Genomic DNA, 17,130 nt, shown 5'->3' on the forward strand with positions numbered 1-17,130 from the left:
GGCCGGCGCGCGGCGAGCGTGCCGCGCGCCGGCCTGAGGCGAAAACGCGCCCGAAGGCGCGTGGAGAGAAGCGTCAGGCCGCTCGCTTGAATAGCCGGATCACGAACAGCAGGATCACCGCGCCGACGACCGCGACGATCACCGAACCGATGAAGCCGCTGCCGACGCTGATGCCGAGTATCCCGGCGAGCCAGCCGCCGATCACTGCGCCGACGATCCCCACGATGATGTCGACGATCAGCCCGAAGCCGCCGCCCTTGACGAGCAAGCCGGCAAGCCAGCCGGCGATCGCACCGATGATGAGCCACATAATCAAGCCATGAGCCATGGTTGTCCTCTCCTTGAGTTGTGTCGATTGACCGGACGTCGGGCTGCGCTGCCGCAAGCTGAATGAAGGCGGCATCGCGACTCGCCGCGCCGCCCACGCAATGTAACGCGATAGGCGGGTCGGAATCGTTAAGTAATGTTATGCATCCTTCACCGGATTTTCCAGGGAATTTGTCTACATAGGGCATGGCTCGCGCACGGGCAATGCATGTCGAAATGAATTTGTAAGAAAAGGCTGCCGGTGAAATCGGTTGGCCATCGGCGTCATCGTTCGTGCATCGATGCGTGCATGCCCGTGTCGGGCAATCCGTCGCCTGCGTCGGCGATCAGCCGTGCGACGATCGCGGGTTCGCCGATCGCTTCTATCGACAGCAGGGCGAAGCGCGCAAGAAAGAGCGACGCATCGGCTTCACCGATACGCGTCATCGTGCGGCACAGGTCGGTGTAGAGCATGTCGCGTTCGGTGTTCGTCATCATGCGGTCTCCTGAGGATCGGTTGATGCGCTCGGTCGAAGTGCGCGTTCGAGCGCGGCGGCCACGTCGCCGGCGCGAGCGTCGTGCCAGCGGCCGAGTACGTGACCGTCCGGACGCACGAGATAGACGGTGCCGTCGCGCGCGCCGTACATGTCGAACAGCCGGCCGTCGTCGTCGTGGCCGCCGCAGGCCGGTTGCCGCGGCGCCGCATGCCGCGCGAGCGTGACGAGCGCGAACGGTATCCGCGCTGCGTGCAGGCGCTGTTCAAGATCGACGAGCGTCGGATCGGGCACGCCGTCGGACGTGAAGCAGAACGCGGTGAAGCGCGGGGCGACGAGATCGGTCAGGTGGCCGCGGCGTATGTCGCTGCCATGCGCCGTGTACAGCATCAGCGGACATTCGACGAGCACCGTGCCGGGCGCGGGGCCGGCTGAAAACGTGTCGCGTTCGGCTGCGTTGAGCGACGACGTCGCATACGCGATGGCGGTGGTCTGGCGCGGATTGATCAGCGAGCGCAGCGCCGGATGCCGGACCGCGAGCGACAGCACGGCCTTGCGCATCAGTTCGAACGCAAACGACGGCGGCGCCATGAACTCGGTGCTCTTCGTGCCGTAGCGCAGGTTCTCGTGCGTCGCGAACACGCGTTCGTCCGAATAGTTGTCGAGCAGCGTGTCCGATGCGAGCCCGCGAGTCACGTACGCGAGTTTCCATGCAAGGTTGTCGGCATCGTCGATGCCCGAATTCGCGCCGCGCACGCCGAAGATCGGCACGAGATGCGCGGCGTCGCCGCAGAACAGCACGCGGCCGTGCCGATAGCGTTCGAGCGTCAGCGCATTCGCCTTGTAGATCGTGATCCAGATCGGCGACCAGTCGCCGTGCTCGCCCATCGTGTCGAGCAGGTTCTGCACGCGCGGGATCACGTTCTCCGGCTTGATGGCCGTTTCGGGATCCTCATCGTCGCGCAACTGGTAGTCGATTCGCCACACGTTGTCGGGCTGCTTGTGGATGAGTACCGTCGAGCCCGGGTTCGACGACGGGTCGAAGTACGCGAGCCGTTCGGCCGGCCGGTCGCTGTCGAGCGCGATGTCGACGATCACGTAGCGGCCCTCGTAGCTCGTGCCCTGCAGCGACAGGCCGAGCGCTTCGCGCATCGTGCTGCGCCCGCCGTCGCATGCGACGACCCAGTCGGCGTCGAGTGCGTAGCTGCCGAGCGGTGTGTCGACGTCCAGGCGCGCACCGCCCGGTTGCCGGGCCACGCCGGTGACTTTCGTCTGCCAGCGGATCTCGATGAGTTCTGGGCGGCGCAGCGCGGCGTCGAGCAGGAACTGCTCGATGTGATATTGCGCGAGATTGATCATCGGCGGCAGCTTCTGGTTTTCGTCCTGCGGCATCGTGAAATGCAGCACTTCGTCGCGACGGTAGAAGCTGCGTCCGCCGGTCCACGGCAACCCCGTGCGCAGGAAGTCGTCGAGCGCGCCGAGCCGCTCGATGATTTCGAGGCTACGCCGCGAGATGCAGATCGCGCGGCTGCCGTGGCAGACCGCATCGTCGGCCTCGAGCAGCACGCTGCGGATGCCATGGTTCGCGAGGCCGAGCGCGACGGCGAGGCCGACGGGGCCACCGCCGACGATCGCTACGCGATGCCGGTGCGTATCGATACCGTCGTCGCAGGCCGGCAGATACGCGGGATGGCGCTCGGCGACGAACGGGTAGGGCTTGAAGTCGATATTCATCGTTGGCTTCCGGGGGTGGGCGGTTCGACGTGCACGCGCGCCGGGGCAAACGCGTGCAGGCAGTCGAAGTAGTATGGAAGCCGGACGGAAGTCCGCTGTCCCCATTCCGGGTACAGCAAGCCGACCGGGATTTACCCCGATTCGGTCATCGCAAGCCCGTTCGGTTCAGGGCTGCAGGCAGAGCGCGAACAACTGGCGCTGGCTCGAGATGCCCAGGCGCCGGTACGCGCGTTTCTGGTACGTGACGACGCTCGACGCCTTCACGCCGATCGTGTCGCTGATCTCTTGTGCGGTCTGGCCTTCGAGCACACCGCGCAGCACGTCGAGTTCACGCTTGGACAGCGCCGGACAGGCGCTGCGTAACCGCGCGAGCATCCGTTGCGGGATGCCGATCTGCGCGGCACCGGCGAGCGCGTAGTGATGCTTCGCGGCCTGCGCGATCAGCGGCGCGAGCGCTTCGATCTCCGCGATCTCGCGCGGCTGGAACGCGCCGCTGCGATGCGCGCGGTACAAATTGATCGACAGCCAGCTCGCATCGTCGGGCTGCATCAGCAACGACAGCCGGTCGGACACGTCGGGGCCGCGGTAGCAGGCCGCTCGATACGCTTCATGATCGATCTCGTCGCCGGCCTGCTGGTGCAGCAGCAGGTCATGGCGGCGCGTGCCGCGGGGTGCGCTCGACACGATCTTCTGGTTGCCGTCGAGCGCGTAGAAGTGTCGCGCGTAGGTGTCGGCGACGTCGCGCAGGTAGCGGCCGCCGCGATGATCGGCGACGGATAGCGTGCGCGGACGGTTGCCGAACTCGTACGCGAAGATCGTGCATTGCGTGACCGACAGCGCATCGTCGAACAGCTTCAGCACTTCGGCTGCGAATGCGTTGGGCTCGTTGCCGCCGATCGCGGCAACAAGGCGCGTCGCACGTGATACGTCCAGTTGCCCGGTGAGGTTCGGTCGCTCGAGACGCCAGGTGCGCATGATGCTCGGAAAGGGCGGAGTGGTCCGGCGATTGTAATCGGCTGCGTGCGGCGCGGGAGTCGGGTGATGCCCGCAGCCCGCAGCCCGCAGGCGGAGCGGAAGCGGAGAGAAGAAGGGCAGCGCACGATTGGGTGCCCGGAATGAGAAAAGGGCTGACAAGCATTGCTTGTCAGCCCTTTATAACTTGGTGCCGGAGATAGGAGTCGAACCTACGACCTTCGCATTACGAATGCGCTGCTCTACCAACTGAGCTACACCGGCATCAGAGAAACGAAATTATAAGGTGAAATCTGAGACCTTGGCAATAGGTTTTGCGAAATTTTTTCAGCTTGCTGCTGCTGTTTCGCGAAACGCATCGACTCGGCAAACTTCCCCGCTTCGGTTCACTGCGATGCGACCCGTTGGGGTCACATCGAGAGCCGCGATTCTACGTACGTCGCGCGACACTGTCTAGTGCTGCAGTGCAAATTTATTGCTTTTCTTGATGGTAGCCCGTCACGCGCTCGACTTCGTTCTTCGAACCGAGGAACACCGGGACGCGCTGATGCAGGCCGGTCGGCTGCACTTCCATGATGCGCTGCGTGCCGGTCGTCGCGGCGCCGCCCGCCTGTTCGACGATGAACGACATCGGGTTCGCTTCGTACATCAGGCGCAGCTTGCCCGGACGATCGGGCGTGCGCTTGTCGGCCGGGTACATGAAGATGCCGCCGCGGTTCAGGATCCGGTGCACGTCGGCCACCATCGACGCGATCCAGCGCATGTTGAAGTTGTCGCCGCGCGGGCCGTCCTTGCCGGCGTTCAGCTCGTCGACGTAGCGCTTGACCGGGTCGTACCAGTGGCGCGCGTTCGATGCGTTGATCGCGTACTCGCGCGTGTCGGCCGGGATCTGCATGTTGCTCTGCGTGAGCACCCACGAGCCGACTTCGCGGTCGAGCGTGAAGCAGTTCACACCGTTGCCGGTGGTCAGCACGAATACCGTCTGCGGGCCGTACACGGCGTAGCCGGCCGCAACCTGCTGCGTGCCGGGTTGCAGGAACGATTCCTCGGTCGCCTGCTTGCCGTCCGGGCAGCGCAGCACCGAGAAGATCGTGCCGATCGACACGTTCACGTCGATGTTCGACGAGCCGTCGAGCGGATCGAACACGAGCAGGTATTCGCCGCGCGGGTAGTTCGCCGGGATCGGGAAGAACGTTTCCATTTCTTCCGATGCCATCGCGGCGAGGTTGCCGCCCCATTCGTTCGCGTCGAGCAGGATTTCGTTCGACAGGATGTCGAGCTTCTTCTGCACTTCGCCCTGGACGTTCTCGCTGCCGGCGGTGCCGAGCGCTTCGCCGAGCGCACCCTTCGACACGTTGTAGCTGATCGCCTTGCATGCGCGTGCGACGACTTCGATCAGCAGGCGCAGGTCGGCGGGGAGGTTGTTGGTCTCACGTTGCTGTTCGATCAGGAACTTCGACAGCGTGGTGCGGCGGGCAATGGACATGACAGACTCCGGAAGGCCAAAAGAATCCTTGAATAGCCGCAATTTTACCCGCCGCGCCTCCCGTGCCACCGGCTTTTTTCGTCCGGTTACATGGCCGGGCGGGCGGCCCGGCCCGGTTTTCCGGTGGTGGAAACCGGCGGGACGCGCTTGATGCCAGCGGCAGGCGGCGCGCTCGACCCCTGCGATTGCGCGCGGTTCCAGCAGTCTTCACACCAAAAAAAGCCGGTGCCGCGATGGGCGGCACCGGCTGTATCGCGCAGGCGCGATGCGGGCGATGGCGTTACGCGAGCGCCTTCTCGACGATCTCGCGCACGTCACGCGATTTCGCACCGGCGGCGACCTGCTCGAGCGCTTCGCGCATCCGGTCGCGCAGCGCCGGCGTAAAGCGGCGCCACAGTTCCAGCGAGCGCGCGAGGCGTGCGGCGACCTGCGGGTTGATCGCGTCGAGCGCGAGCACCTGTTCGGCCCAGAACGCGTAGCCCGAACCGTCCGCCGCATGGAATTGCGCGGGGTTGGCCGCGCAGAAGCTGAAGATCAGCGAGCGGGCGCGGTTCGGATTCTTCAGGTTGAACGCCGGATGCGCGAGCAGCTTGCGAACCTTTGCGAGCGTCGGCTGCGCGGGCGTGCCGCGTTGCGCGGCCTGCATCGCGAACCACTTGTCGATCACGAGCGCTTCCTTCTCGAAGCGACGATAGAAATCGTCGAGCGCGTGCTCGGCCGGTTCGGTCGCGCCGGCGGCCGCGGCGGACAGCAGCGCGCCGAGCGCGGCCGCGCGATCGGTCATGTTGTTCGCCGCATCGTATTGCGCGCTCGCGAGGCGCACCGCATCGGCCGGATCCTCGAGTTCGGCGAGATAGGCGAGCGCGAGGTTCTTCAGCGCGCGGCGGCCCGAGGCCTCCGGCGTCGGTTCGTAGGCGCCGGGCGTCTGGTGCTGCTCGTAGGCGGCGAGCCATTCCGCGCGCAGCGCGGTGGCGAGCCGGCGGCGCACGAACTGGCGCGCGCGATGCACGGCGGCCGGATCGGCTTCGGCCATCTGGTCGGCGAGGTAGGTTTCAGACGGCAGCGTCAGCGCGAGTTCGCGGAATGCGGGCGACAGGCTTTCATCAGTCAGCACACGGCGGAATGCGGCGACGAAGTTCTCGCCGAGCGTGAGCGGCTCGTTCGCGGCCGCACGCGCGGCGAGCGTCAGCAGCGCGCGTGTCGCGAGGCGCTGGCCGGCCTCCCAGCGGTTGAACGGATCGCTGTCGTGCGCGAGCAGGAACGCGAGGTCATCGTCGCTGTAGTCGTACTCGACGATCACCGGCGACGAGAAATTGCGCAGCAGCGACGGCAGCGGCTGTTCCGGCACGTCGACGAACGTGAAAGTCTGCTCGGTGTCGGTGAAGTCGAGCACGCGCGTCGTGCCTGCGGCGGCGGCTTCGCCGTCGAGACGCAGCGGCAGGTCGCGGCCGTCGCGCCCGATCAGGCCGATCGCGAACGGGATCAGCAGCGGCCCTTGCTGCGTGTCGCGCGCGGCCGGAGACGCGTCGCCGTAGCCCTGCGCGAGCGTCACCGTGTAGCGGCGTGCGGCCGCGTCGTACGCGGTGCGCACCGACACGCGCGGCGTGCCGGCCTGGCTGTACCAGTGCTCGAACTGCGCGAGATCGCGCCCGTTCGCGTCGGCCATCGCGTGACGGAAGTCGTCGCAGGTCACCGCGTGCCCGTCGTGGCGCTTGAAATACAGGTCCATCCCCTTGCGGAAGCCGTCGCGGCCGAACAGCGTCTGGTACATCCGCACGACTTCCGAACCTTTCTCGTAGACGGTCATCGTGTAGAAGTTGTTGATCTCGACGTAGCTTTCCGGGCGCACCGGATGCGCCATCGGGCCCGCGTCCTCGGCGAACTGCAGCTGGCGCAGCACGCGCACGTCCTCGATGCGCTTGACCGCGCGGGCCGCCGATTCGAGATCGTCGCCCGCGGCCATGTCGGCCGAGAATTCCTGGTCGCGGAACACCGTCAGGCCTTCCTTCAGGCTCAGCTGGAACCAGTCGCGGCAGGTCACGCGGTTGCCGGTCCAGTTGTGGAAGTACTCGTGGCCGACCACCGATTCGATGTTCGCGAAGTCGGTGTCGGTCGCGGTCTCGGGGTTCGCCAGCACGTACTTCGTGTTGAAGATGTTGAGCCCCTTGTTCTCCATCGCGCCCATGTTGAAGTCGCCCACCGCGACGATCATGAAGCGGTCGAGATCGAGCTCGAGGCCGAAGCGTCGCTCGTCCCAGCGGATCGAGTGGATCAGCGAATCCATCGCGTGACGCGTCTTGTCGAGATCGGCCGGCTCGACCCACACCTGCAGCAGCTTCTCCTTGCCCGAGCCGGACGTGATCTTCTCCTCGATCGCGACGAGCTTGCCCGCAACCAGCGCGAACAGGTAGCTCGGCTTGCGGAACGGGTCTTCCCATTTCGCGAAGTGGCGGCCGTCGGGCAGGTCGCCGGAATCGACGAGGTTGCCGTTCGACAGCAGCACCGGGTACGCGGCCTTGTCGGCGCGCAGCGTCACCGTGTACGACGCCATCACGTCCGGGCGATCGAGGAAATAGGTGATGCGGCGAAAGCCTTCAGCTTCGCACTGCGTGAAGAAGTTGCCGCTCGACACATAGAGGCCCGACAGCGTCGTATTCTGGTCGGGTGCGCAGGCGCTTTCGAGCGTCAGCTCGAACGCTTCGGGCACGTTCTCGACCGTCAGCCCGTGTTCGTGCGCACGCACGGCGCCATGCGGCGCGCCGTCCACGTGCGCGCCGAGGAATTCGAGCGCTTCGCCCATCAGCTCCAGGTGCGGCGCGGGCGCGGCGTCCGGATTGCGGCGCACGCGCATCGTATTCCTGACGATCGTACGGGCCGGCGCGAGATCGAATTCGAGCGCGACGGCATCGATGAGGAAGGCCGGCGGCGTGTAGTCGGCGCGGCGGATCACGGTGGAGGAGGCGTTGTCGGACATGGTCGTCGAGATCGGTGGAGTGGGGGACGGGCCCGTGGCACGGGCCGGGCGAACCGGGCCATTGTACAAAGGCTGGCGGCCGCGTGCCGGGCGAACTTTTTACCGGTTCCGGGAGTCCGCGTATTATCGGCATCCCGTTACGGTTCGCGCGGTGCGACGAACGGGTGACGGATCGAAGAGGATCAACATGAAACGCGAATGGATTCAACGCGGGGCGGGCTGGGCGGCAGTGCTGTGCGTGGCGCTGCTGACCGGCTGCACCAGCTATGTGACGACCCAGGTCACGGCCTTCTCCGACTGGAGCGGCAGCGACGCGACACGCACCTATGCGTTCACGCGTACCGAGGCGCAGAAGAACAGCATCGAGCAGTCGACCTACGAGCCGATCGTCGCGAACGAGTTGTCGACGTATGCGTTCCGGCAGGTGCCGCAGGCGCAGGCGCGATACCTCGTCGGGCTGACTTACGCGGTCGGCAGCGATCTCGTGACGGTGCCGCAGCCGGTCTATTACGATCCGTGGTTCGCGCCCGGGCCGTACTGGCGGCGCGGGCCGTGGGGCCCGTGGGGTCCCTGGGGGCCAATGCCGGCCGGCTACGTCGCGCAGACGTACCAGGTGTTCGACTACACGCTCGGCATCCGCATCACCGAGCGCGCGACGGGCAAGGAGGTGTACAACGTGTCCGCGCGCACGACCGGCGACAACGGTACGCTGCTGTACGCGATGCCGTTCCTCGCGCGCAGTGCGCTCGCCGACTTCCCGCTGTCCAACGGCGCGGTTCGTTCGGTCCGGCTGCCGGTCGACAAGCGCGGCGGCCCGGCGGCGCCGGCTGCCAACGAACGCGTGGTGCCGGCCGCGCCCGCGTCGGGTGCTGCCGCCGCGAAGTAACGCGGGATCCCGCCCGGCGCGGCCGTCCGGCCGCGCCGGCCATGCCCTTTCGTCAGACCCCGATAGTCAGACCCCGATACCCAGCAGCGCCAGCGCGCCGAGCACGACGAACAGCACGGCCGCGATCGCGTGCACGAGCTTCGTCGGCAGGCGGTGCGCGAAGCGGTCGCCGAGCAGGATCGCGGGCACGTTCGCGAGCATCATCCCGAACGTCGTGCCGGCCACGACACCGATGTAGTCCTGGAAGCGCGCGGCCAGCGCGACGGTCGCGATCTGCGTCTTGTCGCCCATTTCCGCGAGAAAGAATGCGACGAGGGTCGCACCGAACACGCCGAGCCGCGAGCGGTTGGCATTGGCTTCGTCGGCATCGAGCTTGTCCGGCACGAGGATCCACAACCCCATCGCGATGAACGAGAACGCAAGCGCCCAGCGCATGATCGACGGCGTGACGAGCACGCCGAGCCACTCGCCGAGCGCGCCGGCGAAACCGTGGTTCACGAGCGTCGCGACGAGCACGCCGAGGATGATCGGCACCGGCTTGCGATAGCGCGCGGCCAGTACGAGGGAAAGCAGTTGGGTCTTGTCGCCGATTTCAGCGAGGGCGACGGCGCCGGTGGAGATCAGGAAGGCTTGGGACACGGATGGGGTTCCACGGGCCGATGTTGTGCGTGCGAGCGACGATCCACCGCGCGCCGGGCCCTGATGCGGCGCGCTGTGAACCATCGGTCTCGCCAGGCCTAGGTGGCTGCGTCCGCCATGGCCGTACGGCCAAGTCTGTTGACGGACGCCTCCGTCACGATGCGCGCCGGGAGCGCGGGACATCGAGCGGAGCGGCTACTCCCCAATGAGCGGCGAATTTTAGCACGGCGCGTTGCGCGCGGGAAAGCGGTTGGCGGGCTCAGCGCCCCGGGGTCGGGGCGGGGTTGGCCTACGGTAATTTCGGCGGCGCGCGGCCCGGCACGCGCGGCGGTGGAGGCCCGCGCGTGCCGAGGCGAACCCCGGCAGGTCGTTACGCGGCAGGGCGGCGTGCCGCGCCGCGCTCGTGGACGAGTTGGCCGGCCGCATAGGTGCGATACACCGCACGGTCGTCGCCGAGCAGCGCGAACGCGAACAGCAGTTCCTCGAGCGAATCCGCGCGCTTCGTGCGGCGCGCGAGCAGCGGCGTGGCCTGCGGATCGAGCACGACGAAGTCGGCCTCGGTGCGCGGGGCGAGCGTGCCGACCGTGTCGGCGAGGTCGAGCGCCTGCGCGGCGCCGGCGGTTGCGAGCCAGAACATCCGCGTCGCGGTCAGGTGGTGGCCCGACAACCGCGCGACCTTGTGCGCTTCGTTCATCGTCTGCAGCATCGAGAACGACGTGCCGCCGCCGACGTCGGTCGCGAGCGTGACCGGCACGTCGTATTCGCCGGCCTTGTCGAAATCGAACAGCCCGCTGCCGAGGAAGAAGTTCGACGTCGGGCAGTGCGCGACGACGGTGCGTGTCTCGGCCATCCGGCGGCGGTCCTCGTCGTCGAGGTGGATGCAGTGGCCGTACACCGCGCGCGGGCGCAGCAGCCCGTAGCGGTCGTAGATGTCGAGATAGCTGCGATGGCCGGGGAACAGCTCGGCCACCCATTTCACCTCGTCGACGTTTTCCGCGACGTGGCTCTGCACGAACACGTCCGGATGGCGGCGCGCGAGTTCGCTGCACGCCTCGAGCTGCGCCTCGGTCGACGTCGGCGCGAAGCGCGGCGTGAGCGCGTACATCTGGCGGCCCTTGCCGTGCCAGCGGTCGATCAGCTCGGCACTGTCGTCATAACCCGATTGCGCGGTATCGCGCAGGAATTCGGGGCAGTTGCGGTCCATCAGCACCTTGCCCGCGATCATCCGCAGGTCGCGCGCATCGCTCGCCGCGAACAGCGCGTCGGCCGACTGCTTGTGCACCGTGCAATAGACGAGCGCGCTCGTCGTGCCGCACGCGAGCAGTTCGTCGACGAAGAAGTCGGCGACTTCGCGCGCATGCTGGGGATCGCCGAACTGGCGCTCGGTCGGGAACGTGTACTTGTCCAGCCACGGCAGCAGGCCCGGCGCCGGCGACGCGATCATGTCGGTCTGCGGATAGTGGATGTGCGTGTCGATGAAGCCGGGCACGATCAGCTTGTCGCGCAGGTCATGGACGATCGCGTCGCGCGCGAGCGTCGCAGCGAGTTGCGCGTACGGGCCGGCCGCGACGACCTTGCCGTCGTCCACGACCAGGAGGCCGTCGGTCTCGTAATTCGCGGCCTGGCTCGATTGGGCCGGGTCGCCGTTGAAGGTCAGCAGCTGGGAACGGAAAGCGGTTTGCGTCATGACGAATGGTCCTGCATCAAGGTAAGGCGAACAGAAGAAAACGGGCGACGCCGCACGAGGGCAAGGCGGTGCCTGGCGAGCGGGTGCGGCACGCTGCGTGCGGCACGACCGGAAGCGATTGCGCGGGCGAAGCCGCCGGCGAGTGGTTGCCGGCGGGCCTCGCAGCCGTTGCGCCCACGACCGATGCGGTGGCGAGCGAAACGGCAAATCGCGACGGCAGGCACGCGCGAGCGCCGACGCACAGCGCCGCGGCCGCACGCTCACGCACGCGGTCGTCCCGGCGCAAGGCCGGGCCGGTGGTCGCGAAGCGGATGCCGTTGCCGTGTTTCATCTGTCAGCGTTCCTCGATGCGGGCCGTCACGCGGCCTGCCAGTACGCGTCGAGGCGCGCGTACAGTGCGTCGCGCTGCGCCGGTTCGATGAACGACGCCTCGAAGCCGTTGCGGATCACCGCATGGACTTCGGCATCCGTGAGTTGCAGCCCTTCGGCCGTCGCGAAGTAGTTTTCATTGACGTAGCCGCCGAAATAGGCCGGATCGTCGGAGTTGATCGTCACCGCGACGCCGCGATCGAGCAGCGCCTTCAGCGTGTGCTTCGCCATGTCGTCGAACACGCACAGCTTCAGGTTCGACAGCGGGCAGACGGTGAGCGCCGTGCGGGATTTCGCAAGGCGCTCGACGAGCGCCGGATCCTCGATGCTGCGCACGCCGTGGTCGATCCGGTCGACCTTCAGCACGTCGAGCGCTTCGTAGATGTACGCGGGCGGGCCTTCCTCGCCTGCGTGTGCGACGAGCTTCAGCCCGAGCGCGCGCGCCTTCTCGAACACGCGTGCGAACTTCGTCGGCGGATGGCCGAGCTCGGACGAGTCGAGACCGACGCCAATCAGGCGATGGCGATAGCGCTCGAACAGCGGCAGCGCGGATTCGAACGTCGCGAGCGCGTCCTCTTCGGACAGGTGGCGCAGGAAGCACAGGATCAGCTTGCTCGACAGCCCGCGTTGTTCGGCATCGGCGAGTGCACGCTCGATGCCCGCGACCACCGTCTCGATCGGCACGCCGCGCTCGGTGTGCGTCTGCGGATCGAAGAACAGCTCGGTGTGGACGACGTTGTCGGCGAGCGCGCGTTCGCAGTACGCGGCCGTCATGTCGTAGAAATCCTGCTCGGTCAGCAGCACGCTCGCGCCGGCGTAATAGATGTCGAGGAACGACTGCAGGTCGGTGAACGCGTATGCGGCACGCAGCGCGTCGATCGAGTCGTACGCGAGCTTCACGCCGTTGCGCTCCGCGAGCGCGAAAATCAGTTCGGGCTCGAGCGAGCCTTCGATATGGATATGCAGCTCCGCTTTCGGCGCGCGGGCAATCTTGTCCTTGAATGTCGGGGTCATGGCGTCGTTCTTGGTCGGTCAGTAGGTAGGGGAAGCCTGCGTGGACGCGTTCGCATTCGCGTTTGCCTCGACGGCCTGCAGCAATTGCGCAGCCACCGAGATCGCGATCACTTCGGGCGCCTTGTCGATGATGCCTTCGACACCGATCGGGCAGCGCATCCGCGCGACCTGGGCCGGGTCGATGCCGATGGCTGCAAGGCGATGATCGAACTGCGCGCGCTTCGCGTGCGAGCCGGTCATCCCGAAATACGCGTAGTCGCCACGTCGCAGGATGCGCTCGGCCAGCACGAAATCGAGTGCGTGGTCGTGCGTCATCACGATGAAGTAGGACTGCGGCGGCGCTGCGTCGACCGCGTCGGCCGGGGCAGCGGCCGCTTCGATCGCGAGGTTGCCGATGCCGGCGAGCGCGTCGGCCGGCGGGAACACCGCATCGGGCCCGTCGATCCAGCGCACGTGGCACGGCAGCGTCGCCAGCACCTTCACGAGCGCGGTGCCGATGTGCCCGGCGCCGAACAGGACGACGGGGAACGCATACGGCGCGATCGTTTCGGTCATCAGCGACACGCCGCCGGTTTCCCACAGCAGGCAGTCGGCACGCGCGGCTTCCGATTCGGGCTCGCTCAACAGCGGCGCGCCCGGCGAGGGGCCGAATGATACGCTACGCACGGTCGCGACGCCGGCCGCGACACGCTTCGCGAGCGACATGATCCAGCCGAGATCGCCCACGTCGAGCCGCTCGAACGCGAGTACCACGGCGCCGCCGCAGCACTGGCCGAGACTCGGGCCGAGCGCGAGCCGTTCGAGCCGGCGTGCGTGCGGCACGTGCGCGCCATCCTTCAGCAGATGCCGCGCGATCTCGATCGCCTTCCATTCCAGATGACCGCCGCCGATCGTATGGCGGGCCGTGTCGCGCGTGACGAGCATCTTGGTGCCGGCTTCGCGCGGCGCGGAGCCGTCGGTGTGCGCGACCGTCACGAGCACGGCCGCTTCGCCATGCGCGAGCAGTTGCTGCAGATCGCCGAGCCAGGCTTCCATCAGCACGCTCCGTTCGGGACGACGCGGCACGACACGCGGCGCGGGCTGGCGGGCGTGGCGGCAACGATGACGGACGGGAGCGAGGCGGGCCGGCCGCACGGCCGATGCAGTGCGGCGGCAGCGCACGAACGGCGCGCGCGGACGGCCCCGCCGGATACGCGGACGCCATGAGGGTGACGGATGCGGATGGTTTGCGTTGTCATGATGAATCCAGTCGACATTGCGGATCGGGCGCGCGTTACGCAGGGGTGGTGAGACCGCCTGGCCTCGCGCACGTAGATCGCCATCCAGTCACGAAGATAGCACCGTAAGGCGACGGGAACATCGCCAGGCGGTGATCCGGGCTATCAGGAGGCGATCATGTCGATCATAGGCCCGCCGCGCGGGATCGGGGCGCCAATGCGTGCACATCGGGCCGAAACGCAGGCGTGGCGGGGCTGCGCGCGGAAGTCGCGCGATGCGCGTTCGCCCGGAGACCCGGGCGGCGGCGGGGTAGGTGTTTACGCTTGACGGGCCGGATGCGGCTCGCCGGGCTGGGCCGGCGGGCGCTCCGCAGCCGGGCGGTCACCGACCGGCGGTCGTGTGCGGCCCGCGCGAACGGGCCGCGCGCAGGCCGGTGCGAAACCGGCCGGTCAGGCCGCGAGCTTGCGGCGATGGCGCCAGAGGCTGGCGGCGACCGCGACCAGGATCACGGCGAAGGCGATCAGCGACCAGCCGGGCAGCAGGATGCCGAAGATCGGCGGGTAGACCGTCTCGCACAGCCCGGCGACCTTGAACATGCCCGGGAACCACTGCGCGGGCGGCAGGCTGTCGACGATCGGCTGCAGCGTGTCGAAACCGCAGCTGAAGCCCGGATTCATCTGGATCGTCAGGTGCCGGGCGGCCGTGCCGACGCCGCCGGCCGCGGCGATCGCGATCAGCAGCTCGAGCACCCAGACCCCGCGCCAGTTGCGGATCCCGGCGGCCAGGAACGCGAAGATCCCGATCGCGCAGAAGAAGTAGCGCTGGATGATGCACAGCGGGCACGGATCTTCGTTCTTCACGTACTGCAGGTAGAGCGCACCGGCCAGCAGGGCGATGCACACCCATCCGAGCAGCATCAGCAGGCGGCGTTCGCGGCGGATGGCGAGCGTGTAGTCGTTCATGTCGGCGGGGTTCCTCGTGGGTCGGTCCGGAAAACAATCGCGCGATTTTAGCGCGAACGGTCTGGCACGAAACTGACAGCGCGCGTGCGGCAACCTGCCGCACCGCGCGTCGTGCCCGCCGGCACCCGGTCGGCGGCGCTCAGCGGATCGTGTTCAGCACGGCCTCGACCGCCTGGCCGATCGCGAGCAGCGCGTCGTCGCGATGCGGCGCGGCCGCGAGCATCAGGCCGACCGGTGCCGCGTCGCGCGGATGGCAGGGCAGCGACAACGCGCATGCGTCGAGGAAGTTGAACGCGCTGGGGTTGCGCAGGATCAGCGCGTTGGTGCGCGTGAAGGCATCGTCGTCCGCTTCGAGTTCGGCGATGCGCGGCGGCACGACCGGCACCGTCGGAGCGACGAGCGCATCGAAGCGCGACCAGACCGTGTGGGCCGCTTCGTCGAGCATCGCCGTGCGCGCGGCGAGCAGGTCGAGATAGTCGGCCGCGCTCGCGGGTTCGCCCTTCAGGATCCGCGTGAGCACGCGCGGGTCGTACCGGTCGCGGTGCTTGGCGAGCAGCGGGCGATGCCACGCGTAAGCCTCGATCGGCGAGAAGCCGAAGCGGTTGACGTCCGGCAGCCGGTCGAGCGCGGGGAAGCGCACTTCCGTGACGATCGCGCCGGCGGCTTCGAGATGCTTGAGCGCGGCGTCGAGCGCGGCCGCGACGTCGGCATCGACGCCGTCCGTCACGTAGTTCGTCAGCACGCCGAGCCGTACGCCTTCGAGCGGCCGGGAGGCCGGCACGCGCGGTTCGAGGCCCGCGAGCATCCGGTCGACGAGCGCGCAGCAGGCGACCGTCAGCCCGATCGGGCCGAACGAGTCGAGCGTCGTCGACAGCGGCACGCCGCCTTGCGTCGGGATCCGGCTCGCGGTCGGCTTGAAGCCCGTCAGTCCGCACAGGGCGGCCGGAATGCGGATCGAGCCGCCCGTGTCGGTGCCGAGCGCGACGGCGGCCATCCCGTCGGCGACGGACGCGGCCGCGCCGGACGACGAACCGCCGGAAATCCGCGCGTCGCCTGGCACATCGCGGTGGTACGGCGAGCGCGGATGGCCGAAGTGCGGGTTCAGCCCGAGCCCCGAGAACGCGAACTCGCTCATGTTGGTGCGGCCGACCAGCACCGCGCCCGCGCGCTTGAGCCGCGCGACCGCGACCGCGTCGGTGCGCGCGGCCGGCGTGCCGTCGAGCACGCGCGAACCCGCGCGCGTCACCTGGCCTGCGACGTCGAACAGGTCCTTGACCGACACCGGAATGCCCGCGAGCGGCGACAGCACGGTGCCCGCCGCGCGCAGCCGGTCGTGCGCGTCGGCGGCCGCGCGCGCGTTGTCGGCATCGACTTCGGTGAAGACGACCGCGCCCTGGCCCGACGGATCGGCGATCCGGTCGAGCGCGGTGTCGACGAGCGCGCGGCTCGTGGTCCGGCCGGCGGCGAGGTCGGCGGCGAGCTGGGCGAGCGGGGGGAAGGGCGTGAAAGTGGTCATGGCGGCTCAGGGGCGAAGATGTTGAAGAAGCGTGGAGCGGAACGAATCGATATGACTTTCGACGGCCGCGCGTGCGCCGGCGGCGTCACGCGCGGACAGCCGATCGAACAGTTCGCGATGCTCGTGCTGGACGTCGGCGAGATGGTGAGGTTCGGACAGCGTGACGAACCAGAAGCGCAGCGAGCGCTCATGCAGCCCGCGCAGGATGTCGGCGAGGACCGCATTGCGCGCGGCCGCGGCGATCGCCTGGTGGAAGGCGCGGTCGAGTTCCATCATGCCTTCGACGTCGTGCGTGTCGACGCAGGCCTGCCCGTCGTCGAGCAGCGCGGCCAGGCCCGCGAGATCGTCGGGCGTTGCATGGCGCGCGGCGAGTTCCGCGCAGTGCGCTTCGTTGATGCGCCGCACGTCGATCACCGCGACGATGTCGTCGAGCGACAGCGGCTGCACCATCAATCCCTTGCGCGGCATCACGGACAGCAGCCCGTCGAGCACGAGCCGATGCACGGCCTGGTGTACCGGCGTGCGGCCGATGCCGGTGCGGGCGACGAGATCGGCTTCGTTGAGGGCGGCGCCGGGCTTCAGGCGCATCGTGATGATGTCGCGCTGGATCAGCGCATACGCGCGGTCGGCGAGGCTGGCCGTCGGTGCTGCCGGGTGCTCGCGGGTGACGTCGGTCAGGGCATTCATGCGGGATGCGGCGCGGCGGCCGGGCGGGGCGCGATCATGGCGCGGGCGGTCGGGAAGCGTGGACAATCCGTGGATATTATTGTGATATATCACAGGTGTCCAGTACTGGTGGTGCCGTATCAGCGTGGCCGGCGCGCGGGCGGGGACGCTCCCCGACGCAGTTCGCCGCCGATTTGCAACAATATC

Annotated in this window: 15 protein-coding genes, 1 tRNA gene and 1 riboswitch; of the genes, 1 reads left to right on the top strand and 15 read right to left on the bottom strand. The window is 68.0% G+C overall.

Translation table 11 applies throughout. The features are described from left to right. Window positions 1-73: 73 nt before the first annotated feature. From CFB41_RS04875 to pepN, 7 genes are all read right to left on the bottom strand, one after another. Complete coding sequence (locus CFB41_RS04875) at window positions 74-328, bottom strand: GlsB/YeaQ/YmgE family stress response membrane protein (RefSeq protein ID WP_089439467.1); 255 nt, start codon at window positions 326-328, stop codon at window positions 74-76. Between the two features lie 263 nt (window positions 329-591). Further along, entirely contained in the window at window positions 592-804 is a 213-nt protein-coding gene (locus CFB41_RS04880) for a hypothetical protein (RefSeq protein ID WP_089455787.1), read from the bottom strand. Next, on the bottom strand, window positions 801-2,534 hold the full coding sequence (locus CFB41_RS04885) for an FAD-dependent oxidoreductase (protein ID WP_089455788.1): 1,734 nt from the start codon (window positions 2,532-2,534) through the stop codon (window positions 801-803). The genes CFB41_RS04880 and CFB41_RS04885 overlap by 4 nt, the downstream gene beginning before the upstream one ends. 165 nt (window positions 2,535-2,699) lie before the next feature. Further along, window positions 2,700-3,509 carry a LuxR C-terminal-related transcriptional regulator gene (locus CFB41_RS04890; RefSeq protein ID WP_089455789.1) on the bottom strand — a complete coding sequence of 270 codons (810 nt, stop codon included), beginning with the start codon at window positions 3,507-3,509 and terminating at the stop codon, window positions 2,700-2,702. 185 nt (window positions 3,510-3,694) lie between these two features. Beyond that, window positions 3,695-3,770, bottom strand: a tRNA-Thr gene (locus tag CFB41_RS04895). 208 nt (window positions 3,771-3,978) lie between these two features. Beyond that, window positions 3,979-4,992: a class 1 fructose-bisphosphatase gene (locus CFB41_RS04900; RefSeq protein WP_089439471.1), complete on the bottom strand. Its 1,014-nt coding sequence runs from the start codon at window positions 4,990-4,992 to the stop codon at window positions 3,979-3,981. A gap of 280 nt (window positions 4,993-5,272) precedes the next feature. Beyond that, complete coding sequence (gene pepN, locus CFB41_RS04905; RefSeq protein WP_089455790.1) at window positions 5,273-7,966, bottom strand: aminopeptidase N; 2,694 nt, start codon at window positions 7,964-7,966, stop codon at window positions 5,273-5,275. A 187-nt stretch (window positions 7,967-8,153) separates the two neighbouring features. Here pepN and CFB41_RS04910 point away from each other — a divergent pair, with 187 nt between their 5' ends. Further along, window positions 8,154-8,852: a DUF4136 domain-containing protein gene (locus tag CFB41_RS04910; protein ID WP_089424759.1), complete on the top strand. Its 699-nt coding sequence runs from the start codon at window positions 8,154-8,156 to the stop codon at window positions 8,850-8,852. A 66-nt stretch (window positions 8,853-8,918) separates the two neighbouring features. Here the strand turns inward: CFB41_RS04910 and CFB41_RS04915 are convergent, their stop codons facing one another. The 8 genes from CFB41_RS04915 to CFB41_RS04960 form a co-directional block, all read right to left on the bottom strand. After that, on the bottom strand, window positions 8,919-9,491 hold the full coding sequence (locus CFB41_RS04915; RefSeq protein WP_046545165.1) for a TMEM165/GDT1 family protein: 573 nt from the start codon (window positions 9,489-9,491) through the stop codon (window positions 8,919-8,921). Window positions 9,492-9,569: 78 nt separating this feature from the next. Continuing rightward, window positions 9,570-9,707, bottom strand: a riboswitch (yybP-ykoY riboswitch). A 154-nt stretch (window positions 9,708-9,861) separates the two neighbouring features. After that, entirely contained in the window at window positions 9,862-11,178 is a 1,317-nt protein-coding gene (gene guaD / locus CFB41_RS04925) for a guanine deaminase (RefSeq protein ID WP_089455791.1), read from the bottom strand. 16 nt (window positions 11,179-11,194) lie between these two features. After that, window positions 11,195-11,509, bottom strand: a complete 315-nt coding sequence (locus tag CFB41_RS04930) for a hypothetical protein (protein ID WP_256940844.1) — start codon at window positions 11,507-11,509, stop codon at window positions 11,195-11,197. 26 nt (window positions 11,510-11,535) lie between these two features. Beyond that, window positions 11,536-12,561, bottom strand: coding sequence for an adenosine deaminase (locus CFB41_RS04935; RefSeq protein ID WP_089455792.1), 1,026 nt, complete (start codon window positions 12,559-12,561; stop codon window positions 11,536-11,538). 18 nt (window positions 12,562-12,579) lie between these two features. After that, complete coding sequence (gene xdhC, locus CFB41_RS04940; RefSeq protein ID WP_089455793.1) at window positions 12,580-13,596, bottom strand: xanthine dehydrogenase accessory protein XdhC; 1,017 nt, start codon at window positions 13,594-13,596, stop codon at window positions 12,580-12,582. Window positions 13,597-14,228: 632 nt separating this feature from the next. After that, window positions 14,229-14,741: a disulfide bond formation protein B gene (locus CFB41_RS04950; protein WP_089439478.1), complete on the bottom strand. Its 513-nt coding sequence runs from the start codon at window positions 14,739-14,741 to the stop codon at window positions 14,229-14,231. Between the two features lie 139 nt (window positions 14,742-14,880). Further along, the gene (locus CFB41_RS04955) at window positions 14,881-16,257 is read right to left on the bottom strand and encodes an amidase (protein ID WP_089455794.1); all 1,377 of its coding nucleotides are present in this window, start codon (window positions 16,255-16,257) and stop codon (window positions 14,881-14,883) included. A gap of 6 nt (window positions 16,258-16,263) precedes the next feature. Then, the gene (locus CFB41_RS04960; protein ID WP_089455795.1) at window positions 16,264-16,944 is read right to left on the bottom strand and encodes a GntR family transcriptional regulator; all 681 of its coding nucleotides are present in this window, start codon (window positions 16,942-16,944) and stop codon (window positions 16,264-16,266) included. Between the last annotated feature and the right edge of the window lie 186 nt (window positions 16,945-17,130).

Origin of the sequence: Burkholderia sp. AU33803 (assembly GCF_002223095.1) — a bacterium.
In the GTDB taxonomy this organism is placed as follows: Bacteria; Pseudomonadota; Gammaproteobacteria; order Burkholderiales; family Burkholderiaceae; genus Burkholderia.